The organism is Mesorhizobium subarcticum (genome assembly GCF_055456085.1).
In genome coordinates this window covers 2,513,269-2,538,265 of record NZ_CM144237.1, presented here as the reverse complement: position 1 = coordinate 2,538,265, position 24,997 = coordinate 2,513,269, and the positions used below count along the sequence as shown (strand labels likewise).

29 protein-coding genes, 1 tRNA gene and 1 pseudogene are annotated in these 24,997 nt (G+C 62.9%); 17 read left to right on the top strand and 14 right to left on the bottom strand.

From position 1 onward, the window contains the following. On the bottom strand, positions 1-1,704 hold the full coding sequence (gene kdpA / locus ACZYHG_RS12415; RefSeq protein ID WP_464614033.1) for a potassium-transporting ATPase subunit KdpA: 1,704 nt from the start codon (positions 1,702-1,704) through the stop codon (positions 1-3). Positions 1,705-1,738: 34 nt separating this feature from the next. Continuing rightward, complete coding sequence (gene kdpF / locus ACZYHG_RS12410) at positions 1,739-1,828, bottom strand: K(+)-transporting ATPase subunit F (protein ID WP_032918612.1); 90 nt, start codon at positions 1,826-1,828, stop codon at positions 1,739-1,741. A 396-nt stretch (positions 1,829-2,224) separates the two neighbouring features. On the opposite strand from kdpF, the gene ACZYHG_RS12405 reads away from it, so the two are divergent. Next, on the top strand, positions 2,225-2,722 hold the full coding sequence (locus ACZYHG_RS12405) for a YciE/YciF ferroxidase family protein (RefSeq protein WP_464614032.1): 498 nt from the start codon (positions 2,225-2,227) through the stop codon (positions 2,720-2,722). A gap of 40 nt (positions 2,723-2,762) precedes the next feature. Here the strand turns inward: ACZYHG_RS12405 and ACZYHG_RS12400 are convergent, their stop codons facing one another. After that, on the bottom strand, positions 2,763-3,482 hold the full coding sequence (locus ACZYHG_RS12400; RefSeq protein ID WP_464614031.1) for a Crp/Fnr family transcriptional regulator: 720 nt from the start codon (positions 3,480-3,482) through the stop codon (positions 2,763-2,765). Between the two features lie 220 nt (positions 3,483-3,702). Between ACZYHG_RS12400 and ACZYHG_RS12395 the strand changes: the two genes are divergently transcribed. Beyond that, positions 3,703-3,939: a DUF6894 family protein gene (locus tag ACZYHG_RS12395; protein ID WP_464614030.1), complete on the top strand. Its 237-nt coding sequence runs from the start codon at positions 3,703-3,705 to the stop codon at positions 3,937-3,939. A gap of 143 nt (positions 3,940-4,082) precedes the next feature. Continuing rightward, positions 4,083-4,301, top strand: a complete 219-nt coding sequence (locus ACZYHG_RS12390; RefSeq protein WP_464614029.1) for a hypothetical protein — start codon at positions 4,083-4,085, stop codon at positions 4,299-4,301. A gap of 138 nt (positions 4,302-4,439) precedes the next feature. On the opposite strand, the gene ACZYHG_RS12385 is transcribed toward ACZYHG_RS12390, so the two are convergent. The 5 genes and pseudogenes from ACZYHG_RS12385 to ACZYHG_RS12365 all read right to left on the bottom strand — a co-directional run bounded on the left by ACZYHG_RS12385 (position 4,440) and on the right by ACZYHG_RS12365 (position 6,593). Next, on the bottom strand, positions 4,440-4,742 hold the full coding sequence (locus ACZYHG_RS12385; protein ID WP_464614028.1) for a DUF982 domain-containing protein: 303 nt from the start codon (positions 4,740-4,742) through the stop codon (positions 4,440-4,442). Positions 4,743-5,457: 715 nt separating this feature from the next. After that, positions 5,458-5,661, bottom strand: coding sequence for a hypothetical protein (locus ACZYHG_RS12380; protein WP_464614027.1), 204 nt, complete (start codon positions 5,659-5,661; stop codon positions 5,458-5,460). A gap of 186 nt (positions 5,662-5,847) precedes the next feature. Next, on the bottom strand, positions 5,848-6,060 hold the full coding sequence (locus tag ACZYHG_RS12375; RefSeq protein WP_464614026.1) for a hypothetical protein: 213 nt from the start codon (positions 6,058-6,060) through the stop codon (positions 5,848-5,850). 101 nt (positions 6,061-6,161) lie between these two features. Further along, positions 6,162-6,278: pseudogene (locus ACZYHG_RS12370) on the bottom strand (MucR family transcriptional regulator); the annotation flags it as partial. 225 nt (positions 6,279-6,503) lie between these two features. Further along, positions 6,504-6,593: transfer RNA gene (locus tag ACZYHG_RS12365), tRNA-Ser, on the bottom strand. Between the two features lie 370 nt (positions 6,594-6,963). On the opposite strand from ACZYHG_RS12365, the gene ACZYHG_RS12360 reads away from it, so the two are divergent. The 5 genes from ACZYHG_RS12360 to ACZYHG_RS12340 all read left to right on the top strand — a co-directional run bounded on the left by ACZYHG_RS12360 (position 6,964) and on the right by ACZYHG_RS12340 (position 10,713). Further along, positions 6,964-7,695: a hypothetical protein gene (locus ACZYHG_RS12360; RefSeq protein WP_464614025.1), complete on the top strand. Its 732-nt coding sequence runs from the start codon at positions 6,964-6,966 to the stop codon at positions 7,693-7,695. A 120-nt stretch (positions 7,696-7,815) separates the two neighbouring features. Continuing rightward, positions 7,816-8,139 carry a hypothetical protein gene (locus ACZYHG_RS12355; protein ID WP_464614024.1) on the top strand — a complete coding sequence of 108 codons (324 nt, stop codon included), beginning with the start codon at positions 7,816-7,818 and terminating at the stop codon, positions 8,137-8,139. A 38-nt stretch (positions 8,140-8,177) separates the two neighbouring features. Beyond that, entirely contained in the window at positions 8,178-8,840 is a 663-nt protein-coding gene (msrA, locus tag ACZYHG_RS12350; RefSeq protein ID WP_464614023.1) for a peptide-methionine (S)-S-oxide reductase MsrA, read from the top strand. Positions 8,841-9,179: 339 nt separating this feature from the next. Beyond that, positions 9,180-10,169, top strand: coding sequence for a BMP family lipoprotein (locus tag ACZYHG_RS12345; protein WP_464614022.1), 990 nt, complete (start codon positions 9,180-9,182; stop codon positions 10,167-10,169). A gap of 103 nt (positions 10,170-10,272) precedes the next feature. After that, entirely contained in the window at positions 10,273-10,713 is a 441-nt protein-coding gene (locus tag ACZYHG_RS12340) for a GNAT family N-acetyltransferase (protein WP_464614021.1), read from the top strand. Here ACZYHG_RS12340 and ACZYHG_RS12335 read toward each other — a convergent pair. Further along, positions 10,708-11,097 (bottom strand): hypothetical protein, encoded by a 390-nt coding sequence (locus ACZYHG_RS12335; RefSeq protein ID WP_027031024.1) that lies wholly within the window; start codon positions 11,095-11,097, stop codon positions 10,708-10,710. The genes ACZYHG_RS12340 and ACZYHG_RS12335 overlap by 6 nt on opposite strands. 23 nt (positions 11,098-11,120) lie before the next feature. Beyond that, positions 11,121-11,330 carry a SlyX family protein gene (locus ACZYHG_RS12330; RefSeq protein ID WP_464614020.1) on the bottom strand — a complete coding sequence of 70 codons (210 nt, stop codon included), beginning with the start codon at positions 11,328-11,330 and terminating at the stop codon, positions 11,121-11,123. Between the two features lie 199 nt (positions 11,331-11,529). Between ACZYHG_RS12330 and ACZYHG_RS12325 the strand changes: the two genes are divergently transcribed. The 6 genes from ACZYHG_RS12325 (at position 11,530) to deoA (ending at position 17,783) form a co-directional block, all read left to right on the top strand. Further along, a complete protein-coding gene (locus ACZYHG_RS12325) occupies positions 11,530-13,059 on the top strand; it encodes an ABC transporter ATP-binding protein (protein ID WP_464614019.1) in 1,530 nt (509 codons plus the stop codon). Then, positions 13,056-14,195 (top strand): ABC transporter permease, encoded by a 1,140-nt coding sequence (locus ACZYHG_RS12320; protein ID WP_464614018.1) that lies wholly within the window; start codon positions 13,056-13,058, stop codon positions 14,193-14,195. Before ACZYHG_RS12325 ends, ACZYHG_RS12320 begins: the two co-directional genes overlap by 4 nt. Before the next feature lies 1 nt (position 14,196). Beyond that, positions 14,197-15,168, top strand: coding sequence for an ABC transporter permease (locus ACZYHG_RS12315; protein ID WP_464614017.1), 972 nt, complete (start codon positions 14,197-14,199; stop codon positions 15,166-15,168). Between the two features lie 63 nt (positions 15,169-15,231). Beyond that, entirely contained in the window at positions 15,232-15,624 is a 393-nt protein-coding gene (gene cdd, locus ACZYHG_RS12310; protein WP_464614016.1) for a cytidine deaminase, read from the top strand. Positions 15,625-15,654: 30 nt separating this feature from the next. Then, complete coding sequence (locus tag ACZYHG_RS12305) at positions 15,655-16,464, top strand: purine-nucleoside phosphorylase (RefSeq protein ID WP_464614015.1); 810 nt, start codon at positions 15,655-15,657, stop codon at positions 16,462-16,464. Next, on the top strand, positions 16,464-17,783 hold the full coding sequence (gene deoA / locus ACZYHG_RS12300) for a thymidine phosphorylase (protein WP_464614014.1): 1,320 nt from the start codon (positions 16,464-16,466) through the stop codon (positions 17,781-17,783). The genes ACZYHG_RS12305 and deoA overlap by 1 nt, the downstream gene beginning before the upstream one ends. A 17-nt stretch (positions 17,784-17,800) precedes the next feature. Here the strand turns inward: deoA and ACZYHG_RS12295 are convergent, their stop codons facing one another. The 3 genes from ACZYHG_RS12295 to ACZYHG_RS12285 form a co-directional block, all read right to left on the bottom strand. Next, positions 17,801-18,364 carry a TIGR02281 family clan AA aspartic protease gene (locus ACZYHG_RS12295; RefSeq protein WP_464614013.1) on the bottom strand — a complete coding sequence of 188 codons (564 nt, stop codon included), beginning with the start codon at positions 18,362-18,364 and terminating at the stop codon, positions 17,801-17,803. Positions 18,365-18,485: 121 nt separating this feature from the next. Beyond that, the gene (gene upp / locus ACZYHG_RS12290; RefSeq protein WP_015315749.1) at positions 18,486-19,115 is read right to left on the bottom strand and encodes a uracil phosphoribosyltransferase; all 630 of its coding nucleotides are present in this window, start codon (positions 19,113-19,115) and stop codon (positions 18,486-18,488) included. A 148-nt stretch (positions 19,116-19,263) separates the two neighbouring features. Then, a complete protein-coding gene (locus tag ACZYHG_RS12285; protein ID WP_464614012.1) occupies positions 19,264-20,238 on the bottom strand; it encodes an adenosine deaminase in 975 nt (324 codons plus the stop codon). Positions 20,239-20,372: 134 nt separating this feature from the next. On the opposite strand from ACZYHG_RS12285, the gene ubiE reads away from it, so the two are divergent. The 3 genes from ubiE (at position 20,373) to coaBC (ending at position 24,349) form a co-directional block, all read left to right on the top strand. Beyond that, positions 20,373-21,149 (top strand): bifunctional demethylmenaquinone methyltransferase/2-methoxy-6-polyprenyl-1,4-benzoquinol methylase UbiE, encoded by a 777-nt coding sequence (ubiE, locus tag ACZYHG_RS12280; protein WP_464614011.1) that lies wholly within the window; start codon positions 20,373-20,375, stop codon positions 21,147-21,149. 70 nt (positions 21,150-21,219) lie between these two features. Then, entirely contained in the window at positions 21,220-22,794 is a 1,575-nt protein-coding gene (ubiB, locus tag ACZYHG_RS12275) for a 2-polyprenylphenol 6-hydroxylase (RefSeq protein ID WP_464614010.1), read from the top strand. A gap of 85 nt (positions 22,795-22,879) precedes the next feature. Next, positions 22,880-24,349 carry a bifunctional phosphopantothenoylcysteine decarboxylase/phosphopantothenate--cysteine ligase CoaBC gene (gene coaBC / locus ACZYHG_RS12270; RefSeq protein WP_464614009.1) on the top strand — a complete coding sequence of 490 codons (1,470 nt, stop codon included), beginning with the start codon at positions 22,880-22,882 and terminating at the stop codon, positions 24,347-24,349. A gap of 56 nt (positions 24,350-24,405) precedes the next feature. Here coaBC and ACZYHG_RS12265 read toward each other — a convergent pair whose 3' ends face one another. Continuing rightward, a complete protein-coding gene (locus ACZYHG_RS12265) occupies positions 24,406-24,987 on the bottom strand; it encodes an invasion associated locus B family protein (protein ID WP_464614008.1) in 582 nt (193 codons plus the stop codon). Between the last annotated feature and the right edge of the window lie 10 nt (positions 24,988-24,997).

The following is a 24,997-nucleotide window of genomic DNA, read 5'->3' as shown; positions in this document are numbered from 1 at the left end:
TCAGAAGGTCTGCCCATGGATCATGGCCAGGTGTTCGACGATCGGTCCGATCGCCAGCGCCGGGAAGAAGGTCAGGCCGACGACGATCAGGATGACGCCGACCAGCAGGCCGACGAACAGCGGGCCATCGGTCGGGAAGGTACCGGCGGAAGCCGGCACCGTCTTCTTCGTCGCCAGCGAGCCGGCGATGGCAAGCGCTGGAATGATGACGAAGAAGCGACCCATCCACATGGTGATACCGAGGGTGATGTTGTACCAGGGCGTGTTGCCGGAAAGGCCGCCAAAGGCCGAGCCGTTGTTCGCCGCCGCCGAAGTGTAGGCATAGAGAACTTCGGAGAAGCCGTGCGGACCGCCATTGGCCATCGAGGCCACGGCGCTTGGCAGCACGACCGCGATGGCTGTGAAGGTCAGCATCGCCAGCGGCAGGCAGAGGATGGCGAGCATCGCCATCTTGACCTCCTTGGCCTCGATCTTCTTGCCGAGATATTCGGGCGTGCGGCCAACCATCAGGCCGGCGACGAAGACGGCAACGACGATGAACATGATGATGCCGTAGAAGCCGGCGCCAACGCCGCCGACGATGACTTCGCCAAGCTGCATGTTGACCATCGGGATCAGGCCGCCAAGCGCGGTGAACGAGTCATGCATCGCGTTGACAGCGCCGCACGACGCAGCGGTGGTGATGACCGCGAACAACGCCGATAGGGCGATGCCGAAGCGGGTCTCCTTGCCTTCCATGTTGCCGCCGTCGATGCCGAGCGCATGGACAAGCGGATTGCCTGATGCTTCCGACCAGTAACAGATGGCGACGCCGGCGATGAACAGCACGCCCATCGAGGCCAGGATCGCCCAGCCCTGGCGCTGGTTGCCGACCATGCGGCCGAAGACGTTGGTCAGCGCCGCACCGAGCGCGAAGATCGTGACCATCTGGATGAAGTTCGAGATCGCGTCGGGGTTTTCGAAAGGATGCGCGGCATTGGCGTTGAAGAAGCCGCCGCCGTTGGTGCCCAGCATCTTGATGGCGACCTGCGAAGCGACTGGGCCGAGAGCGATGGTCTGCTTGGCGCCTTCGAGCGTGGTGGCATCGACATAGGGGCCGAGCGTCTGCGGCATGCCGAGCCAGACATAGACGAGAGTGAGCACGATGGAGAGCGGCAGCAGGATGTAGAGCGTGCAGCGGGTCAAATCGACCCAGAAATTGCCGATCGACTTGACCGAATGCCGGGCGAAGCCACGGATCAGCGCCACCGCGATGGCGATGCCGACCGCCGCCGACATGAAGTTCTGCACCGTCAGGCCGGCCATCTGCACGAGGTAGGACATCGTGCTTTCGCCGCCGTAATTCTGCCAGTTGGTGTTGGTCACGAAGCTGACGGCGGTGTTGAAGGCGAGGGTCTGCTCAACGGCTTGCATACCGGCCGGATTGTAGGGCAGCACGCCTTGCACGCGCTGCAGGACATAAAGCACCAGGAAGCTGGCCAGGCTGAAGAATATGATGCCGGCCGCATAAGCGGTCCAGTGCTGTTCCTCGCGCTCGCTGGTTCCCGAAATGCGGTAAAGGGCCCGTTCAACGGGCCCAAGGATCGGCGAGAGGAATGTGCGATCGCCGTTGAAAACGCGGTACATGTAGCCGCCGAGCGGCTTTACCAGCAGAACGACGACCACGCAGTATGCGAGGATCTGTATCCATCCGTTGAGTGTCATTGGAGTAGCTTTCCGTGCCTTGCTTCGGTTGTCGTCAGAAGCGTTCTGGGCGAACGAGGGCGTATGTCAGATAGGCGAGCAGGAACAAGGTCACACCGCCGCCAAGGATATAGTCGAGAAGCATGTTGCGATCCTCCGGCTTAAAGAATGTCGCAGACTTTGATGTAGGCGAGGGAGAGAGCGAAAAACAAAATCTCTAACCCGAGAACGACGATATCCATCGTGCATGTTCCTTATCTTCGTTTTATTTGCGCTTTGCATTGTAGGCCAGCAGTTCGCAGACCGAAATCCATATGGAACCACTCCGTCACGATGGATGATCGCGACCGAGTTGTGTGTTCCCTGCGGAATATGGACCCAATCGCCATAAAGGTTCGAGACGGCGCGGACGGAAAAGAAATAGGAATTTTATAAAGATTTTGCCGGTCTGCTCCTGGCGTTCGCTCATTGGCCGAGCCACCGGAACAAATCCTTCAATGCGAGATTGTCGACCTGAGGGGACCACCTGAAGGAGATGACAATGGCAAAGCCGAAAATGCTCGACGACCTGTTTCACGACACGCTGAAGGACATCTATTTCGCCGAAAAGAAGATCTTGGCGACTCTGCCGAAAATGGCCAAGGCCGCGCAAAGCGCCGAGCTGAAAGCCGCCTTCGAAAAACACCGCACCGAAACTGAAGGCCACGTCGCCAGGCTTGAGGAGGTCTTCGGCGTGATCGGCAAGAAGCCGGTCGGCAAGACCTGTGCGGCCATCATGGGCATCACCGAGGAAGGTGCCGAGATCATGGAGGAGTACAAGGGCTCTCCCGCGCTCGATGCCGGCCTGCTGGCCGCCGCGCAAGCGGTCGAACACTACGAGATCTCGCGCTATGGCACGCTGAGGACCTGGGCCGGTGAGCTCGGCCTGAACGAAGCCGTGACGCTTCTCGAAGCGACGCTGAAGGAAGAGAAGGCGACCGACGAAGCGCTGACCACGATCGCGGAGTCAGCGGTGAATGTCGCCGCCGAAGCGGCGTAATTTCTCACGCACAAGATCAGGGGGCCGCGTTTAGAATAATCTAGCGCGGTTCCCGCATCATGCTGAGATAGGTCGGATCGAACTCGGCGATTTCCTGCAGCCGGTGCCAGTCCAAAATGGTCACCGTATGGTTCGCCCAGCTGACGACGCCGACCTTGCGCAAGGCGCCGATGACGCGGTTCATGTGCACCACCGACAGGCCGAGGACGTCGGCCATCTCTGCTTGCGAGAGCGGCAGATGAAAGCTCATGCCGTTGGTGCGCTGCACCACCTGCAGCCGCACGAAAAGCTCGCAGACAAGATGGGCCAGATGCGATGTCTTGGAGCGACGCCCCATGGCGACGATCCATTCGCGATGGATGGCGCCGTCGACCAGCGTGTCCAGCCACAACAGCCGCGTCAGGTGCGGCGCCTGCTCGGTGATGGTGCGAAGCCGGCCGTGATCGGCGAACATGACATGACAGGGCGATAAGGCGACAATGCCGTGATCCATGGTCTTCAGCAGGAAGGCATGCAGATCGACGAAGTCGCCGGGCACCTGCAGTGAGGTGAACTGCCGGCCGCCATTCTCCAGCACCTTGTAGCGCGCCGCCAGTCCGTCGAGGATCAGCGTCGAATAGGTCGGCCGCGATCCCGATGCGACGATGTCCTGGCCGGTGGCGAAATGCCGCTCGAAGGTCATGGCGCCGGCCAGCAGCGCTTTCTCGGCGTCGGACAGCGCGTCGTGCTGACCCAAGTTCAGATAAAGCGATTCAAGCACGGCAACCTCCGGCGAAAGGGCTTCAGGGGCCGACCCCCAAGTTTTTCTGTCGGAAGCAAGGCGGCTTTGCATGGACTAGGCCCTTGGCTGCTCATGGGCATTAACATTTGTTGGACACGCTTGTTCCACGGCAAATGCCACCATTGGTGGAACAACTGCCCAGCCCGCGAATTGTCGGTTGAATGTCTCGCCATTTCATCAGTCTGAGGTCCAGCCCACCATGCCTCGATATTATCTTGACCTCTACAATGGCGACGGTCTGACGGTTGATGATGACGGCCAGGTCTTCGAAACCCGCGAACGCCTGCGGCGCGAGGCGATCCGCATCCTGCCCGACATCGTCCGCGATGAGATCATCGAAAACGACTACACCGCGATCACCGTGAAGGTACGCGACGAGGACGGGCGCCAGATCTTCGAGGCCTCGCTCGTCGTGTCGTCAGGGTGGTGCGACTGACGATCCACTACGGGCATCGCGGACAAGGTTTCCGACCATCATTTGTAATAGCAGGCCTTACTACCCCGCTGCATCCTGGCGGCGGTAGGAAGGCCAAAGCGGGCGCTGGTGAAACCGGCGCGACAAAAGATGGAGTGAAGGCCATGACCCGCGCGAAAGTCGATACGCACCGGGACGAACGCGCCAAGCGTGAATCGCAGATTGTGATCGATGCCGAGCGCAAGGCCCGCGAAGAAAAGACGGCGAGGCTGAGAGCCCTGCGCCTCGCCGCGCAGCAGAGCGCCAAGGCCGCACCGGCAAACTCCAACAAGGAGGGCCGGAACCAACGTCCGACAAATCGAACCATCACGCAAAGCGGATGATCAACTGATCAGCCTTGGCTCGAACGCGGGGCATTTGGTAGGTGACAGAAAATGAAGGCCCGGCTCGGGAGAGCCAGGCCAGTTTTCTGTGGTGGCCACTGGAGAGTTGGCCGCCACTATGGGAGATGGCATCAATTCTCAGGCGGCGTAGCCGCCGTAGCCACGGGCAACGGCGTGGACGCCCGCCACCGGCTCAAGCTCGGGCCACAGTATGCCCGAAGCCTGCGCGAATTCGACCAGCGCCTGGCGCGCTTGCTCTGTCGTGACGTAGCCCGGAATGGCGAGATCGCAGGCCTTCACCGCATTGCGGTAGAGCGGACCACGCCGCGCGGTCGTCCAATTGGTCAGGAAATCGTGCATTTCGGCCAGCGAGGCAATCTCGCGCTTGAAGCCCAGGCCGACGGTGAGTGCGACCGGTGAATGAAACAGCTTGTCGTGCATGAAGCAGGCTCCTGATTATCGCAGCGCCAGGAGAGATATCCGGGCTGGTCCACGGACGGGACGCCGTGAAACGCGCGGTGGGCCAAGAGGTTCCACGAGGCCAACGCTTCTGGCATCCGACATCACGTCCGTTGACGATCTTATAGTCCTGGCTGTCGCGCTCATGCTGCGGTTGCGGGGGATCGATAGGACCGATCCCTTTGAAGCGCTTTCGCTGGCATGTCACGCCGAAGGGGCTAAGAGGCGCTAAAACCAAAATGGCCGGCGCCAGTTGGGAGTTGGGTGGCTTTGGGGATGACGCCGGCCAGGCGAACATCAGGTCCGCCGCAAGCAGATGCTAATATACCGAGGGCGATCCGTGGATATGGTGTGATCACGGAAGCCCTGCTGCCGTCGTGTTTGGGTTCACGTCCCGTGGATCAAACTGACTGTCAGCCAAAAGGCAAGCGCCGTAAAAAACAGAACGCCAAAAGCGATAAGCAGGAGCCTCATCGGTCTAATTTAGCACACCCATGAAACAAGGGCCGCGCGTGAGTTCCTTACGGATTCGTAAGTGGCTGTTTCTAGCAGCGCCAGCTAACCATCCATCGGCAGCGAACGGCACATTTGCAGCCCGGTGGGCCTCCACCCGCCGAAACAAAAGGCCCGCTGCCCGCTCACCAGTAGGCAGCGGGCTTTACCAGTCTCCACTGTAAGCCGGCAAGCGAGAACGAGGCTATTCGGCTGATCCATTGTCGGTGAAGGGCGAGGCGCTCGGCACGCACTGTATGGACCAGCCGGTGGGTGTCGGCTGCTTCTGATATTCGGTGATGGCCGCGGTGCACTGTTCGCGCTTGTCGAAGGTGCTGGGCAGCACCACCATGCCGCCCTGCGGGCCGGCGATTACCAGATACCAGACCAGAACTGCGGTAGCAGCCATGTGAACTCCTTGTGCTACTCAATAGAATACGTGAAGGGGTTATGAACGCGCCTCGGGTGGCGGAAGAAAGGCCGCGCCGCACGATATGTGCGCGTCCGCCAAAGGATTTCGCGAAGTTGCACATTACGTGTGAAAGGCAAGCTCGAAAATGAGCCTCGCAGCGCCCGCAACAGAAGTGCGCGCTTATTAGCCGCCGCCGTCTTGCCCGCCGCGGCGGGCACCCGCTTGGCTAAAGACAACTGTGCCGTCAGGCTTGCGAACTTCCGCCGCCACGACGCCGTCATCCTGCTGTCGAGCAGCAAACGACGCCTGGGCATGCTCCTTGGCCTCCTTCTCGGCATCGAAGGGCGTCTTTTCGACGGTTCCCTGCTTACCGTACCAAATCACTGTGTAGACCATCGTGACAACGCTCCCAGCAGTCCGTCGAGGACGAAACTATGCGCCCTGTCGCTGGGCCGGTATATAGCGGGCCGATGTTATTGGGGTTTGTTTCGCTCTGCTTATTTAGCTTTCCGCTTAGCAAGAGCCTTCTTGGCTGGTGCAACGGGTACTGCCTTGCGGCCAAGCCCAATAGATTTCGCCGGCGCCGAGCGCTGAGCGGCGTAATTCGGAGCTACCCGTGCCGCGACAGGATGATACTAGGCGATAGCTTGGTGGACGTCGTACCGGGCAGCTTGCCGTGCCAGGAGTGCTTGTTGCATCAAACAGGCATGTGTCCTGGTGATAAGCGGGCGGACTGCCCCGTATCCATCACGCAACGATAAGGCCCGCTTCGGCGGGCTTCGTTCCGGGTTACGGCAGCCGGTAAAAAATGCCAAATAAATCAATGAAATCAATGGTTATGGCGGAGAGAGCGGGATTCGAACCCGCGTTACGGTCTCCCGTAAACACACTTTCCAGGCGTGCGCCTTCAACCACTCGGCCACCTCTCCGTCCTTGCATGTCGCACCGGCCGGTTTCGCCGCGCGGGTTGGGGAGATGCATCTCCTTGGGGCTTCGGGGCGGAATGCCCGCACCATGGATGCCGCCCAACCAGCAGACATCCTTCCCCGGCACCTGAGCCGTCAAAGCAACAGGCGCGGGGCTCATCTAGTCGATCCCGCGCCGAATGCCAAGCCATAACGGCAGTCTATTCGCTTTGCCGGCGACACAGCGTTTCGCGAGGCCGCCGTCGCAGCCGTTTTCGAGGCACCAGCACCCCGAATGATGTGCACAGGCAAGGCCGCGAGGCCGGCCATGCTTGACTTCGCTGGCGGCCAGCTGTCGAGTGATAGAGAGGCTTTGCGGGGGCATCGTCCTGATATGACATCAAGCAGCGAACAACCGGCCAGCGGAATCCCGGGTGGACAGGCGCCGATCGGGCGTCCGGGCGGCGACCTGTCTTACGTTCCGGTGGGCTGGCTCATCTTCGTCATGGCGTGGTCGGTCTATGGCCTGGCATCGTCCTGGTGGCTGGTCGGCAATTCCGGCCTGCCGGACAAGATTCTCTATTTCCTGCTTGGCGGGCTCATCGCGGATGTCATCATCATCCTGTGGGGGCTTTACCTGCTCGGCCTCGCCTTCGGCCGCTCAGCGCGCTTCCCCCGCCATTTCACCGTCTGGCAGATCGCCCTCATCGTCTGGGTGCTGGCAAGGCAGGCCTATGTGCTCACCGTGCCGGAATTCGTCTTCTCCGCCAGGAGCCTGGGCATCACCGCCATCGAGATCGGTGTTGGCCTGCTTTGCATCTACCTGCTGCGCGGCGGCTCCGGCGCCGAGACCGTCTATACCAAGCCGGAAACCGAAGCGCCGCCGGTCCTGGTTTCCATTGCCGCGGCCTTGCTCGGCATCGTCCTCGGTGCCGCCGTCGGCGCCGTGGGCGGCTTCCTGGCCGGATCGGTGATCGCCGATGTCGCGCAGGTTAGCTGCTTCGAAGGTGGCTGCGGCTATTTCGCCGCCTTCTTCGGCCTGGGCGGGCTGGTGATCGGTGCCATTGCCGGCGGCATTCTCGCCGTCTGGCTGGTTCACCGGCGCAAGCGCAAGCCGGTGGCGTAGGAGAGAAGGCGCGCGCCCTCAAATTCGCGTATTCGGTTGCGGGCAGGCGCTGCGCACTCTATTTCTCGCTGGTGCCGGAGATTGCGGGGAAGCGTCCAGGATCGGCCGGGGGAGAGCTTGATGTTTCGCTTCATTTTTCGTCTTGCCGCCATGGTCGCGCTGTCGATTTCCGTCATCATGGCGGTGCTCGACACGACGCGTACGGTCGCGGCTTCGGCTCTCGTGCTGACCCCGCTCAACGCCAGCTGGCTGGCCGTCTCGCCGGACACGCGGGCGGCGTTCGAAACCTTCGTCCGCGCCAAGGCCAGTCCGCTGGTGTGGGACGGCGCCATCGCCTGGGTGCTCAACCAGCCGGGCTTTGCCGTGTTCGCGGTGCTGGCCTTCCTGCTTTATGCGATCGGCTACCGCCGGCAGCGGCGCACCAACCAATTCGCCACCAACTGACCTATTCTTGAACGCTACCCAGGGAAGGAAGGCCGCGCATGTTCTTTCTCAGCGACATGCTGAACAGGAAGCTCCATTTGCCGAAGCCGTCCGAGGCGCTGCCGGGCCGCGCCAAGGCGGTCTCGACCGCATCAAAACACCATGTCCTGAAACGGCCGCTCAAAGGCCCCTATCCCGATGGGCTGGAGACGGCGATGTTCGGGCTCGGCTGTTTCTGGGGCGCCGAGCGGCTGTTCTGGCAGATCGAAGGCGTCTGGGTCACCGCCGTCGGCTATGCCGGCGGCATCACGCCCAATCCGACCTATCAGGAAACCTGCACCGGGCTCACCGGACACACCGAAGTGGTGCTGGTCGTCTTCGACCCCCGGATCGTCTCCTACGGCGAACTTCTGCAGCTGTTCTGGGAAAGCCACGACCCGACGCAAGGCATGCGCCAGGGCAACGATGTCGGCACCACCTACCGCTCCGCGATCTACACGCTTGGCAATGCACAATTCCAGGCGGCGAGCGCCTCGCGCGCTGCCTACGAAGCCTCGCTGCGCGGCGCCGGCCATGGCAGGATCACCACCGAGATCGCGCCGGCGCCGGCCTTCTACTTCGCCGAGGCCGATCACCAGCAATATCTGGCTAAGAACCCTTACGGCTACTGCAACCTCAAAGGCACGGGCATCGCCTGCGCCATGCCGGCCGCCACCGCCTGATCGCCAGAGCAATTCCAGGAAAAGTGTGAAACGGTTTTCCCGGGAGAAGCGTGAAGCGCTTCCCCTTGGGAATTGCGTCAAAACAAAAAGTTAGAGCGGTTCGGCGTTTCCGCGAAACGATGAACCGCTCTTGCGCGCAAGCATTGGCCTGCGCCGTAGCTTGCCCGTGGCATGCTTTTCCAAAAGGTCAAAATTCCGCGTGAATTTTGTTTCGGGCCGTGCCAGATTGCCCGGGAGCGGGAGGGGAATACCACTCCAGGCTGACGTCGCGTGGCTGCCGGTGAACCGGGCAGCCAGGCGGTGCGTAACGGAAAAAATAACCGACAGGGTGTGGATCACATGAAACGTATCGTTCTCGGCCTCCTGGCCGCAACCGCAATGGTTCTTCCGGCTTTCGCCGCGGATGTCCAGCCGGCCATCCTCTATGATCTGGGCGGCAAGTTCGACAAATCCTTCAACGAGGCTGCCTTCCATGGCGCCGAGAAATTCAAGACCGAGACTGGCACGCCCTATGTCGAGTTCGAAGTGTCCAACGCTTCGCAGCGCGAGCAGGCGCTGCGCCGATTCGCCGAGGACGGCCACAACCCGATCGTCATGGCCGGCTTTGCCTGGGAAGATGCGCTGAAGAAGGTCGCGGCCGAATATCCCGATCTCAACTTCGCCATCATCGACGATGCCGTCGACCTGCCCAATGTCCGCTCGCTGGTGTTCAAGGAGAATGAAGGCTCGTACCTCGTCGGCATCATGGCGGCGATGGCTTCGAAGTCGAAGAAGGTTGCCTTCGTCGGCGGCATGGACATCCCGCTGATCCGCAAATTCGAATGCGGCTATGTCGGCGGCGCCAAGTCGGCCGGCGCGACCGACGTCATCCAGAACATGACCGGTGACACGCCGGCGGCGTGGAATGATCCGGCCAAGGGCGGCGAGATCGCCAAGACGCAGATCGACCAGGGCGCCGACGTGGTTTACGCAGCCGCCGGCGGCACCGGCGTCGGCGTGCTCCAGGCGGCGGCGGATGCCGGCAAGCTCGGCATCGGCGTCGATTCCAACCAGAACGGCCTGCAGCCCGGCAAGGTTCTGACCTCGATGATGAAGCGCGTCGACGTTGCGGTCTACACCGCCTTCATGGATGGCAAGAACGGCACCTTCAAGGGCGGTCTCGAGAACCTCGGCCTCAAGGAGGGCGGCGTCGACTACGCCATGGACGACAACAACAAGGCGCTGGTGACTCCTGAGATGAAGGCGGCGGTCGAGAAGGCCAAGGCCGACATCATCTCCGGCAAGATCCAGGTGCACGACTACACCGCTGACAACGCCTGCCCTTATTGATCGGCCTCCGCTAAAGTTAGAAACCGCCGGGCCTCGTCCCGGCGGTTTTGTTTTTGGAAGAAGTCTGACGACCGAGGCAAGAGTGACGCCGATCATAGAACCCATGGCCGAATGCGACGTCGAGGCGGCGGCACGATTGCGCGTTGCCGCCTTTTTTGAGGGCAGCGCAAGGACGGCGGACGAAGACGCCACCGGGCTCCGCCTGCTGTTGGCCGGTGACAGCTTCGAGAAGGCGCTTGTGGCCCGAATCGGCAACGTACCCGTCGGCACATGCCTGCTGGTTCGCCACGAATTGGAGCCCGCGCATGATCTGACGCCATGGCTGGCGGGGCTGGTCGTTGATCACCATCACCGCAACAAGGGGATCGGCCGCAGGCTGGTCGCGGCCATCGAATCGCACGCCGTGTCGATCGGTGTGGAGAGGCTCTACCTCTATACGTGGGAAGCGCGTGATTTTTTTGCCGGGCTCGGTTGGGTGGTCGTCGAGCCGTTCGAGCAGGACGGTCACCCTATGCTGCTGATGGCGCGCGAACTGCGGCTATAACCGACCGACGAGATAGCCGAGCGCGAAGACCGCGATCAGCACGATCGCGATGATGGCGCCGCGCCAGCCGCCAAGCGAATGCACGCCGACCCCGTACGGTGGCTGTGAGAGTTTGTGGATCACCGCTGGAGACCGCGAATTGCCCAACCCGGACGTACGCATCTGCGGCAATTCCGCGATACGCTGGGTGACCAATTCCCAATGATTGGCTGGCAGGCCACCCGGTTTTCCGGCACGGTCGAACATGTGCATGCGTTCGGCAAGCTGCAGCACGGCGTCGCGGAAGGCAGGGTCGATCTCCAGATCGCGCTCGGCGCGTTCGCGCTCCGCGTCGTTCATCAGGCCAAGCACATAGTCACCAGCCCTTGCGATGCGGTCGCCCATGATTTGCGCCCTCCCCTTTTTCCTCAATAATGCGGCGGCTTGGTCACAGGCACGTCGGCTGCGGACTGCTCCTCGAGCGCCAGGAAGCGGTCGGTCAGCGCGTCGAGCTTGCGCTGCATGCGTTCGATCACCGTCCACTGCTCGGCGATCTGCCCTGACAGCTCCTCGATGGTCTTTTCCTGCTCGGCGGCGCGAATCTCCAGCGTCGTCAGCCGGTCGGCGGGCATGGTCATTGGCAATCCCTGGCTTTCATCTAGATGCCTATTTCAGCTTCAACATATTAGCGAATATGAAGGCCACGGACACGTTGGAAATTGACAAGCGCACCGCGATTTGCCGAGAGTGGATGCTGCTCCAGCCGATTGGCATGGGCGGAGCGTCATGCTAGGCATTTTGACCAAGCGATAAAAAAATAAGAGTGGGACTGGCTGCATGGCGCAAGCCGCAATCGAACTGATCGGCATCAACAAGAGTTTTGGCGCCGTGCGCGCCAACCGCGACATCAATCTGGAGATCGCGCGCGGCACCATCCATGGCATCGTTGGTGAGAACGGCGCCGGCAAATCGACGCTGATGTCGATCCTCTATGGCTTCTACCAGGCCGACAGCGGCGAGATCCGCGTCGGCGGCCAGCCAGCATCGATCAAGACACCCAACGACGCCATCGCGCTCGGCATCGGCATGGTGCACCAGCATTTCATGCTGGTCGACAATTTCTCGGTGCTGGAAAACATCATTCTCGGCGCCGAAAGCGATGCGCTGTTGAAGCGCAGCATCGCCAAGGCGCGCTCCGAGCTGGAACGGCTGGAGCGTGAGTACGGGCTCGAAGTCGATCCTGACGCCGTCATCGAGGAACTGCCGGTCGGCCTGCAGCAGCGCGTCGAAATCCTCAAGGCGCTTTATCGCGGCGCCGAGATCCTGATCCTCGACGAGCCGACGGGCGTGCTGACACCCGCCGAGGCCGACCATCTGTTCCGCATCCTCAAGCAGTTGAAAGAACAGGGCAAGACGGTGGTGCTGATCACCCACAAATTGCGTGAGATCATGGCCATCACCGACACAGTGTCGGTCATGCGCCAGGGCACGATGGTGGCCACACGCGAGACCAAGAAGACCACCGTCGAGGAACTGGCCGAACTGATGGTCGGGCGGCGCGTGCTGCTGCGGGTCGAGAAAGGTGAAGCCGAAGCCGGCGCCGTCAAGCTCGCGGTCAAGAACCTGACGGTCAAGGATTCGCGCGGCGTCACCATGGTCGACGACATTTCCTTCGATATCAGAGCCGGCGAGATCGTCGGCATCGCCGGCGTCGCCGGCAACGGACAATCCGAACTGCTCGAGGCGATTTCCGGCATCAGGCGCGCCGTTTCCGGTTCGGTCACGCTCGACGGCAAGCCGATCGACCTGACCGGTGCCGCCGATCCTGGCGAGTTGCGCGACCGCGGCCTGGCTCACGTGCCGGAGGATCGCCACCATGTCGGGCTGGTGCTGGCCTTCGAGGAAAACGAGAATTCGATCCTCGGCTATCACGACGACCCCCGCTATCTCAGGGGGCCGTTCCTCAACGTCGATGCCATCATGGCCGATGCCAAGGACAAAATCGAGAAATACGACATCCGTCCCGGCAATCCGCGCCTCAAGACAGCAAACTTCTCCGGCGGCAATCAGCAGAAGATCGTGCTGGCGCGGGAAATCGAACAGGATCCCGGCGTGCTGATCGTCGGCCAGCCGACGCGCGGCGTCGATGTCGGCGCCATCGAATTCATCCACAAGCGCCTGATCGCCATGCGCGACCAGGGCAAGGCCGTGCTGGTGGTGTCGGTCGAGCTCGACGAGATCCGTTCGCTCTCCGACCGTATCCTGGTGATGTTTGCCGGCCGTATCGTCGGCGAGCGCGGCCCGGAGGCGACGGAGGGCGAACTCGGCCTGCTGATGGCGGGCGTCGAGCAGGAGGCCGCGGCATGAGCACGCCTTACGCCAAATTGCCGGCCTGGGCCGATTATGGGTTGATCCCGCTGATCAACCTGTCGGTGGCTTTCATCGTCGCCGGCTTCGTCGTGCTTTTGGTCGGCGAAAACCCATTCCGCGCCGCCGTCATTCTGGTCGAGGGCGCCTTCGGCAAGGGAACAGGCATCGCCTTCACCCTGTTCTATGCCACCACATTCATCTTCACCGGGCTTTCAGTGGCGGTGGCGGCGCATTGCGGCCTGTTCAACATCGGCACCGAGGGGCAGGCCTACATCGCCGGCCTCGGCATCGCCATCGTTTGCCTGTCTTTCGACAGCGTGCTGCCCTGGTGGCTGACATTCCCGCTGGCGATCGTCGCTGCGGCGGTCGTGGGCGCCTTATGGGCGCTGATCCCCGCTTATCTGCAGGCCAGGCGCGGCTCGCACATCGTCATCACCACCATCATGTTCAACTTCATCGCCGCCTCGATCATGGTCTACCTGCTGGTAGGGCCGTTGAAGCCGGCGGCCTCGCAGGCGCCGCAGACACGCAACTTCCTCGCCGGCGCGGAATTGCCGAAGCTCAACTGGATCATCGAGCTGTTTGGCGCCAAGATCCGCTCGGCGCCGCTCAATGTCACCTTCCTGCTGGCGCTGGCCATGGCCTTCCTGGTCTGGCTGCTGATCTGGCGCACCAAGCTCGGCTATGAGATGCGCACCTACGGCCACAGCCCGAAGGCTGCGCGCTATGCCGGCATTTCCGAAACCCGCATCATCATCACCGCGATGATGATCTCGGGCGCGCTGGCCGGCATGATGGCGCTCAATCCGGTGATGGGCGACCAGCACAATGTGGCGCTCGACTTCGTCTCCGGTGCCGGCTTCGTCGGCATTGCCGTGGCGCTGATGGGGCGGCTCCATCCGGTCGGTATCGTGCTGGCGGCGATCCTGTTTGGCATGCTCTATCAGGGCGGCGCCGAACTCGCCTTCGAGATGCCGGCGATCAGCCGCGACATGATCGTTATCATCCAGGGCTTGGTGATCCTGTTCGCCGGCGCGCTGGAGCACATGTTCAGGCCTTACATCCAGGCGCTGTTCGCCTCGTTCAGTCCGAGGTCGGTCGGCATGGAAGCGGTCAAGGGAAAGGGTGCCTGAGATGGATATCTTCATCGCCATCGTGCAGATACTCGACTCCACCATCCGCCTGTCGGTACCGCTGTTGCTCGCTTGCCTCGCCGGTCTCTATTCGGAACGCGCGGGCGTCTTCGACATCGGGCTCGAGGGCAAGATGCTGGTCGGTGCCTTCGCTGGGGCCGCCGCTGCGTCGGTCTTCCATTCGGCCCTTGTCGGCCTCGGCATGGCCATCCTGGTTTCGGTCGCCTTCGCGTTGATCCACGGCTTTGCCTCGATCACGCACCGCGGCAACCAGATAGTTTCCGGCGTCGCGATCAATTTCATCGCCGCCGGCTCGACCGTCATGCTCGGCCAGGCCTGGTTTCAGCAAGGCGGGCGCACGCCGGCGCTGCAGCCGGGCGAGCGGTTCGAGGCGATTGTCTGGCCCGGCGCCGACGCAATCAGGGACGTGCCGATCATCGGACCGATCTATGCGGAGCTGATCTCCGGCCACTCGATCCTGGTTTATCTCGCTTTCCTGATGGTGCCGTTCACCTGGTGGGTGCTGTTTCGCACCCGCTTTGGCCTCAGGCTGCGCGCCGTCGGTGAGAACCCCGCCGCCGTCGACACCGCCGGCATCTCGGTCGCGTGGCTGCGCTACCGCGCGCTGATCTGCACCGGCATCCTCACCGGCATCGCCGGCGCCTACCTGTCGATGGTGCAGAATGGCGGCTTCGTGAAGGACATGACCGCCGGTAAGGGCTACATCGCGCTCGCCGCGCTGATCTTCGCCAAATGGAAGCCGGTCAACGCCATGTTCGCCTGCCTCTTGTTTGGCTTCCTCGACGCGCTGGCGATCCGCCTGCAGGGTTCGCCGCTTCCGATCATCGGCAAGGTGCCGGTGCAGTTCATGCAGGCGCTGCCCTATATCCTCACCGTCATCCTGCTCGCTGGCTTCATCGGCAAGGCGATCCCGCCGCGCGCTGGCGGCGTGCCCTACGTCAAGGAACGCTGAGGTCACGGCTCGGCGCGAGGCAAGCGCCGGGTTTTGGACACGATCATCGGAGAAAACAGCTGAATGTCGCATGATCTGTTCGAAGCGGCCAAGACCGCCATGGCCAAGGCCTATGCGCCCTACTCGAAATTCCCCGTGGGTGCCGCACTTCGCACCGAGGACGGACGCGTCTTCACTGGCGCCAACATCGAGGTCGCTTCCTATCCGGAGGGCTGGTGCGCCGAAACCACAGCGCTTGGCCACTACATCATGGGCGGCGGCGGCAAGATCGTCGAAATCGCTGTCCTTGCCGAGCGCATGGCCAAATGCTCGCCTTGCGGTGGCTGCCGTCAGCGGCTCGCCGAATTCTGCCGGCCTGAAACCAAACTCTACCTCTGCGACAACACGGGCGTTGCCGAGACCGTGACCATGGGCGACATGCTGCCCTATGGTTTTCGCGGCGATGTCTTGAAATGAAGAATTGGCTGAAATGACGGGCTGGCTGCAATGACCGAAAAGGCGGTGGACCATCTTATCGAAAGGCTGGACGGCCTGGCGCCGTCGACGGCACTGGTGCTGGGTTCAGGCCTCGGCGGCCTGGTCGACCGGATCGAAAACCCGATACGCGTCTCCTATACCGACCTGCCCGGCTTTCCCAAGAGCGGCGTCAGCGGCCATGCCGGCGAAGTCGTGGCCGGGCTGTTTGCCGGCGTGCCGGTGCTGATGCTGTCCGGCCGCGCCCATTATTACGAGCACGGCAACGCGGCAGCAATGCGCCCGGTGCTGGAAGTGCTCGCCGGCATCGGCATCACGAAACTGATCCTCACCAACGCCGCCGGCTCGGTCGATCCGGACATGCCGCCGGGCTCGGTTATGCTGATCACGGACCACATCAACTTGTCCGGCAGCAATCCGCTGATCGGCGAGCCGAGCGACCGCCGCTTCGTCGGCCTGACCGAAGCTTATGATGCCGGCATCCGTAAGGCGATCGAGCGCGCGGCGAAGGCGACCGGCACCGCGCTGCACCAGGGCGTGTACATGTGGTTTTCCGGCCCGTGTTTCGAAACGCCGGCCGAAATCCGCATGGCGCGCATCATGGGCGCCAATGCGGTGGGCATGTCGACCGTGCCGGAAGTCATTCTCGCCCGCTTCCTTGGTCTGCGTGTCGCCGCCTGTTCGGTCATCACCAATTTGGCGGCCGGCATGACCGGAGCCGAGCTTTCGCACCAGGAGACCAAGGACATGGCGCCGGTTGGCGGGTCGCGGCTGGCGACGGTCCTGCAGCGTGTGTTTCGCGACGGGCTGCTGGAGAGCTGATGCTTCCGCAGGAAATCATCCGCCACAAGCGCGACGGCCACAGGCTGTCTGCTGGTGAAATCGCTGCCTTCATTGGCGGCGTGACCTCAGGCGCCGTCACCGATGGCCAGGCCGCGGCTTTCGCCATGGCGGTGTTCTTCAACGGCATGAGCCGCGACGAGGCCGTGGCGCTGACGCTCGCCATGCGCGATTCCGGCGATGTGCTCGACTGGTCGGATTTGCCCGGCCCGGTGACCGACAAGCATTCGACGGGCGGCGTCGGCGACAATGTCTCGCTGATGCTGGCGCCGATCGTCGCCGCCTGCGGCGCCTACGTGCCGATGATCTCGGGCCGTGGCCTTGGCCACACCGGCGGCACGCTGGACAAGATGGATGCGATTCCCGGCTACACCAGCCAGCCCGATATCGCGCTGTTTCGCCAGGCGGTGCTCGAAACGGGTTGCGCCATCATCGGCCAGACCGCCGATCTGGCGCCCGCCGACCGCCGGCTCTATGCCATCCGCGACGTCACCGGCACGGTGGAATCGGTGCCGCTGATCACCGCCTCGATCCTGTCGAAGAAGCTGGCCGCCGGGCTGGGTTCGCTGGTGCTGGACGTCAAGGTCGGCAACGGCGCCTTCATGGAGAAGTCGCGCGACGCGACCGCGCTGGCCAACAGCCTGGTCGAGGTTGCCAGCGGCGCCGGGCTGAAGGTCTCGGCGCTGATCACCGGCATGAACGAACCGCTGGCCTCGGCCGCCGGCAACGCGGTCGAGGTGCGCAATGCCGTGGATTTCCTGACTGGCCGCCTGCGTGACCGGCGCCTGGAGGACGTGACGCTGGCGCTGGCGGCCGAAATGCTGCAGTCGACGGGACTGGTGTCGTCCAACCAGGACGGCATCAGGCGCGCCACCGAGACGCTTGCCAGCGGCCGCGCCGCCGCGACCTTCGCCCGCATGGTGGCGGTGCTTGGCGGACCCGCCGATTTCATCGAGAGACCGGAAAAATACCTGGCCGTGGCGCCAACGGAATTCGCGGTCAAGGCGACGACGGACGGCTTCGTCACTGGCATCGCCACCCGCGACATCGGCCTTGCGGTGGTTGGCCTGGGTGGCGGGCGAACACGGCCCGACGACAGGATCGACCCGGCGGTCGGCATCACCAGGCTGCTGCCCATTGGCGCGGAGGTCAGGGCTGGCGAGCCGCTGGCGCTGGTCCATGCCAGCTCGCAATCCGATGCCGATGCCGCCGCCGCCGCCGTGCTTTCAGCCTACGCGGTTGGCTCTTCGAAGCCAGCCGCCGACAAGTCGGTTATCCGAAGGATTCTTCCGCGCAGCTGATCAGATTGAGGTCGCTGCTACTGCACCAGCAGCAGCGTGCCATTCTCGGCCTGGTATTTGCCGAGCCGATTGAGAAAACTCATGCCGATCAGATTGGTCTTCAGTGCCTTGTCGTCGAGCACGATGGCTTGCACGTTATCGACGCTGATGCTGCCGATCTGCAGGCGATCAATCGCCACCACCGCCGCCTTGATCGTGCCGTTGGCAGTGCTGACCTCATGGCTGAAATCGGACGGGTTGAGCGACAGCCCGATCCGGCGCGCCGTCGACGTGTTGACGGCCACCAGAGTGGCGCCAGTGTCGATCATGCCGTCAACCTGACGGCCATTGAGTTTGAAGGTCGACGAGAAGTGGCCGCGACTGTCCGCCGCGACGACGACCTTGCGGCCAGTCGGCAACGGCGCCACCGGCTTGTCGGGAACCGACGCCAGGTTGACTTCAGGCTGAGCCTCAGCGGTGGGCTTGGCTGTCGTCGCCGACTTCAGCAGGTTTTCGAAGATCTGCGGATTCGCCTGGTAGACAACCGGGATCGACGCCGATGTGCCGGCGAAAACGCTGAGGATGAGAAGCTTGCGCAGCATGGGTCGGCCTTTGTGATGGCCGATCATTTAGCCCTGTATGGTGTTCGTCGCTTTAACGGGCGTCGAAACCATGTCGTTGCGTAAACATTTGGTAAATCGCAACAGGCAAGTTTGCCTGGTATTACTTCGTCCCGTACATCCGGTCGCCGGCGTCGCCGAGACCCGGCATGATGTAGCCCTTTTCGTTGAGCTGCCGGTCGATGGAAGCGGTGAACACCGGAACGTCCGGATGCGCCTTGGTGAAGCGCTCGATGCCTTCGGGCGCCGCCAAAAGGCAGAGGAAGCGGATATTGGTGGCGCCGCGCTCTTTCAGCTTGTCGATCGCCGCGATCGCCGAATTGGCGGTCGCCAGCATCGGGTCGACGACGATCACCAGCCGGTCGGCGAGATCGCTCGGTGCCTTGAAGAAATACTCGACCGCTTCCAGCGTTTCGTGATCGCGGTAGAGGCCGACATGGGCGACGCGGGCCGCCGGCACCAGGTCAAGCAAGCCCTCGAGCAAGCCGTTGCCGGCGCGCAGCACCGATGCAAAGACCAGCTTCTTGCCCTCCAGCGTCGGCGCTTCCATGGTTTCCATCGGCGTTTCGATCGTCGTCGTCGTTAGTTCTAGATTGCGCGTGACCTCGTAGCCGAGCAGCAGCGAGATCTCGCGCAGCAGGCGCCGGAAGCCGGCCGTCGAGGTCTCCTTCTTGCGCATGATGGTCAGCTTGTGCTGGACAAGCGGATGGTCGACGACGGTGACGCCCTTCATGGTGTTCTCCTGATGCGTGTCGCTCGAAACTGCGCGCATCAATCCTTTCGGATGTGTCGCGCTTCAAGCTGCTTGAGCGAACCCTAGCGGCAATGTATCGGCCAAGGAACCGCCTGGCCGGCATCGACCACAGCTTTGTCGGAAGAAATCAGCGAGAGGCGCCGTTCAGCCGGGCAAGAAGTGCGGTCTTGGTCTTCCGGTCGACGAAGGCGGCCTCGATTGCGGTCTTGGTGACGGCGGCCAGCGCCTTTTCGTTCATCGAGAAATGCTCCGCGGCGATGTCGTATTCGCGCTTCAGCGAGGTCCAGAAATAGGGCGGATCGTCGGAGTTGAGCGTCACCTTGCAGCCGGCCGCCTGCAGCGCCGGAAACGGATGGTCGGCAAAACTGTCGAACACCTTGAGCGCGATGTTGGAGCCGGGGCAGCATTCCAGCACGATGCCTTCGTCGGCAATGCGCCGCACAAGGTCCGGGTTTTCGATGGCGCGCACGCCGTGCCCGATACGCGAAGGCTTGATATGGTCGAGGGCCGACTGCACAGTCTCCCATCCCGTCAGTTCGCCAGCATGGATAGTAATGCCGAGCCCGGCCTCACGGGCGATCTCGAACGCCCTAACATAGTCTTCCATCTCGCCCATGCGCTCATCGCCCGCAACGCCGAAGCCGGTGACCAGCGGATGCCCGCAGCGCGCCGCGAAGCGCGCCGCCCGTTCGATCGATTCGACACCGACATGACGCACGCCGGTGACGATCATGCGGCCCTCTATGCCGGTCTTGGCCTTGGCGCGGGCCATGCCTTCGCCAAGCGCGTCGGTATAGGCCTTGGGCGACAGCCCCGCCCTCGTGGCATGGTCCGGTGAGGTGAACACTTCGGAATAGATGGCGCCATCGCGGGCCAAGCTGGTCAGATAGTGGTCGGCCAGCCGGGCATAATCCTCCTCGGTCCGGAACAGGTCGGCGGAAAAATCGTAGGCCGCGAGGAAGGAGGTGAAATCGTGCCAGACAAACGAGCCATTCTGGATATAGGGCGAGGTATCCTTGCCGTATTTCTGCGCCTGGCTGATGACGAGCTCTGGCGCCGCTGCCCCTTCAATATGGCAGTGCAGTTCCGCTTTCAAAGGCATTCAAACATCCCGTCGGTCAGTCCAGGTCTTGAAAACCCACCACCTGGAAGCGCGGCTGAACACCGCGCCTTAAACAATAGCGCCCGCATCATCGATCGGCTATGGTCCCGCCGGTTTTATGACGGATCAAAAAAATGTCAGTTGAGAGAACCACGGCCGCGGGCGGCATGGAAACCTCTTATGGTTTCAAGCGTGTAGGGGAAGGCGAGAAGCAGTCCCTGGTCAACGATGTTTTCCACAAGGTCGCCAACCGCTACGACCTGATGAACGATCTGATGTCGGCTGGCTTGCACAGGCTGTGGAAGGACGCCATGGTGACATGGCTCAATCCGCCGAAGCGCTCCGGCTGGAAGGTCCTGGATGTGGCCGGCGGCACTGGCGACATCGCCTTCCGCATTGTCGACGCCAGCCACGGCCATGCCCATGCCACCGTGCTTGATATCAATGGCTCGATGCTTACCGTCGGCCGTGACCGTGCGGAAAAAAAAGGCCTGTCCGGCAATACGGATTTCGTCGAAGCCAATGCCGAGGAATTGCCCTTCCCTGACGCCACATTCGACGCCTACACCATCGCTTTCGGCATTCGCAACGTGCCGCGCATCGATGTCGCGCTCAGCGAAGCGTTCCGCGTGCTGAAGCCGGGCGGGCGGTTCCTGTGCCTGGAGTTTTCAGAGGTCGAGATGCCGCTGCTCGACAAGGTCTATGAAGCCTGGTCGTTCAACGCCATCCCGAAAATCGGCAAGATGGTGACCGGCGATGGCGAACCCTATTCCTATCTGGTCGAATCGATCGCGAAATTCCCCAACCAGCAGAACTTCGCGGCGATGATTTCCCGCGCCGGTTTCGACCGCGTCTCCTTCCGCAACTATTCCGGCGGCATCGCGGCCCTGCATTCGGGCTGGAAGCTTTGAGGCTGCACCGCATTTCCCATCCTGGCTATGGCTTGTGCCGGCTCGAAGAACCGGCAGGATGGGCCCGGCCATGAGCACCGTCAGCGCAGGATTTCGGCTCGTACGGGCCGGCTGGGTGCTGGTGCGCGAAGGCGTCGTCGCCGCTCTGCCGGGCGAGGAGCTGACTGGCCTGCCGAAATTCGGCTGGCGGCTGGCGCGGCTGTTCACCCGCCGCCGCGCGCTCGCCTATGAGCGCAGCGACCGGCTGGCCAAGGCCGTGGTCCGGCTTGGCCCATCCTACGTCAAGCTCGGCCAGTTCCTGGCGACGCGGCCAGACGTTGTCGGTAACGACATGGCGCTCGATCTCGCCATGCTGCAGGACAAGATGCACACCTTCCCCAAGGCCGAGGCGGTCGCTGCCATCGAAGCCTCGCTCGGGCGCAAGATCGGCGATCTCTATGCTGAGTTCGGCGACCCGGTCGCCGCCGCCTCGATCGCCCAGGTCCATGCCGCCGACACCGTCCGTGACGGCGTTGCCACCAAGGTCGCGGTCAAAGTGATCCGGCCGGGCGTGCGACGCCGCTTCTTCCAGGATCTCGAAAGCTATTTCCTCGCCGCTCGCCTGCAGGAGAAATACATCCCCTCCTCACGCCGGCTGCGGCCGGTGGAGGTCACCGAGACGCTGGCGCAGACCACCAAGATCGAGATGGACCTGCGCCTTGAGGCGGCGGCACTCTCCGAACTCGGTGAGAACACCAGGGACGACCCCGGCTTTCGCGTGCCATCCGTCGACTGGGAGCGAACCGGCCGCGACGTGCTGACCATGGAGTGGGTCGACGGCATCAAGATGAACAACATTGCCGGCCTGGAGGAGGCCGGCCATGATCTCAAGGCGATAGCCGCCAATCTGATCCAGTCCTTCCTGCGCCATACGCTGCGCGACGGCTTCTTCCACGCCGACATGCATCCGGGCAATCTGTTCGTCGAGGCAAACGGCACCATCGTCGCCGTCGATCTCGGCATCGCTGGGCGTCTCGGCAAGAAGGAACGCCGCTTCCTCGCCGAGATCCTCTACGGCTTCATCACCCGCGATTATCTGCGCGTCGCCGAGGTGCATTTCGAGGCCGGCTATGTGCCGCGCCAGCACAATGTCGCGGCCTTCGCGCAAGCGATCCGCGCCATTGGCGAGCCGATCCACGGACAGCCGGCCGAGACCATTTCGATGGCCAAGCTTTTGACGCTGCTGTTCGAGGTGACCGAACTCTTCGACATGGCGACGCGCCCGGAGCTCATCCTGCTGCAAAAGACCATGGTCGTGGTCGAAGGCGTGGCGCGCACGCTCGACCCTGCCTTCAACATGTGGAAGACGGCCGAGCCGGTGGTCGGCGGCTGGATATCAGGCAACCTTGGCCCGCGCGGCATGATGATCGATGCCCGCGACGGCGCCAAGGCGCTGCTGACGCTCGCCCGCCAGATACCCGAACTTGCGGCGCGCACCGACCGGCTGTCGCGCGAGATCGACCTGATGGCCGAGCACGGCCTGCGCTTCGACGAAACCACCGCCCACGCCATCGGCAAGGCCGAGGCCCGCTACAGCCGCTCCGGCCGCGCGGCCCTGTGGGTGATCGCGCTGACGCTGGTCTATATCGCGTGGAAGTTGCTTTAGCCCCGTCGCGGCCTTGTCCCAACTTGCGATGATTTGATTGCATTGCTATCATTGCCATCGAGATAGGTGAGCAGAGTGCAATCACATGGCAAGCATCACGATCCGCAACCTTGACGACGAGGTCAAGGAACTGCTGCGCCGACTGGCGGCGGAGAACAACCGCTCGATGGAAGAACAAGCGCGGGTGATGATCCGGGCCGCCGTCGACGGTCAGATCGAACCAGGCCGCATCGACCAGATCGAAAAGACTTTGCGCGATTTGGCCAGTGCACGCAGTGCGGCGACGCCGGCTGCCTCCCCGGCAGGCAAGACCTTCCCGCGCGGTACCCTCTCCAGCAAGCGCATCCTGCTCATCATCGGCGGTGGCATCGCCGCCTACAAGGCGCTCGACCTGATCCGCCGCCTGCGCGAGCGCGGCGCGGCTGTGCGGGTGGTGATGACCGCTGCAGCGCAGGAATTCGTCACCACGCTGTCTGTCGGCGCGCTCTCGGCCGACCACGTCTTTACCGAACTGTTCGACCGCGATGACGAACATGACGTCGGCCATATCAGGCTGTCGCGCGAGGCAGACCTTCTGGTGGTCGCGCCCGCCACCGCCGATCTGATGGCCAAGCTTGCCAACGGCCATGCCAACGATCTCGCCTCGACCGTACTCCTAGCTACCGACAAGCCGGTGCTGATGGCGCCGGCGATGAACCCCAGAATGTGGGCACACCCGGCCACCCGCCGCAACCGCGCGACACTGGGCAAGGACGGCATTGCCTTCGTCGGCCCGGCCAGGGGCGAGATGGCCGAGAGCAATGAGGCCGGCGAAGGCCGCATGGCCGAACCGCTGGAGATTGTCGCCGCGATCGAGGCGCTGCTCGATGCCGCCCCGAAGCCGCTGGCGGGGCGCAAGATCATCGTCACGTCCGGCCCGACGCACGAACCGATCGACCCGGTGCGCTATATCGCCAACCGCTCGTCCGGCAAGCAGGGCCACGCCATCGCGGCGGCGTTGGCAAGACTTGGTGCCGACGTGCGCCTTGTCTCCGGCCCTGTCAGCATTGCCGATCCAGCCGGCGTGAAGACCATCCATGTCGAGCGCGCGCAGGAGATGAGCGATGTGGTCGAACAGCTTCTGCCCGCCGACGCGGCGGTGTTCGTTGCCGCCGTCGCCGACTGGCGCAGCGAGAATTCAGCGGATGAGAAGATCAAGAAGGTGGCCGGCGAAGGACCCCCGGCACTGCACATGGTCGAAAATCCCGACATCCTTGCCGGCGTCGGCCATCACAGCCAGCGGCCCGGCCTCGTCGTCGGCTTCGCCGCCGAGACTCAGGATCTCCTGCGCAACGCCGAGGCCAAGCTCAGGAAGAAAGGCGCCGATTTCATCGTCGCCAACGATGTGTCGCACGAAAGCGGTATCGGCCCTTCAGGGGTGATGGGCGGTGATCGCAACCGGGTGCGGATCGTATCGAAGGCCGGCGTCGAGGAATGGCCCGAGATGACCAAGGACGAGGTGGCGGCGCGGCTCGCCGCCCTCATTGCCGAGCGGTTGAAAGCGATTGTCGTGTGAGGTGTTGGCGGAAGCGTCTGCCGTCAACACTTTGTTGCTTACAGTGGTCTAAGCCGTCAGTTGGCCAAGAGCTCGGCGGTGCGGGCGAGAGCGCCGCTGAAGCCGTTGAGCGGAATGGAAAAGCTCACCGCTTGCCCCGTATCCGCCGCGAAGGCGTCGATCTTCAGCGTGGTGCCTGCCTTGAGCAGTGGCGTGACATTGCCATCGAAAGCCACCGGCACTAGGCAGCCGACGACCTGGCAGGTGTTGAATGGCAGGCTGCCATCCAGTTTCTGGTCATCGATGGTCAGGTTGACGCCCTTGGCCAAGGCTAGGCCGAACGGCAGCGCAAGGGTTCCGGTCGCATCGTCACCGGTCTTGCTCGACAACTCGATTGCCAGCAGGCGCTGGTTGTTTTGCTTGTTGAACTGCTGGTGCGACAGGCTGCAGATCTTGGTCGTGCCCGATATCTGGCAATTGACGGTCCAGTCGCCGTGGGTTTCGGACAGGGCAGACGCACCGCCGGGCAGTTGCGGAGCATCCGCCGCCGCGGGCGGCGTCGCCGCCACCTTGTCGCCCTTGGTCTGCGCGGCGACAGCCGGCAGACCGACAACAGCGGCAACACCCAGCATCGCTGCAAAATACGCGTATTTCCTCATCAAGACCCCT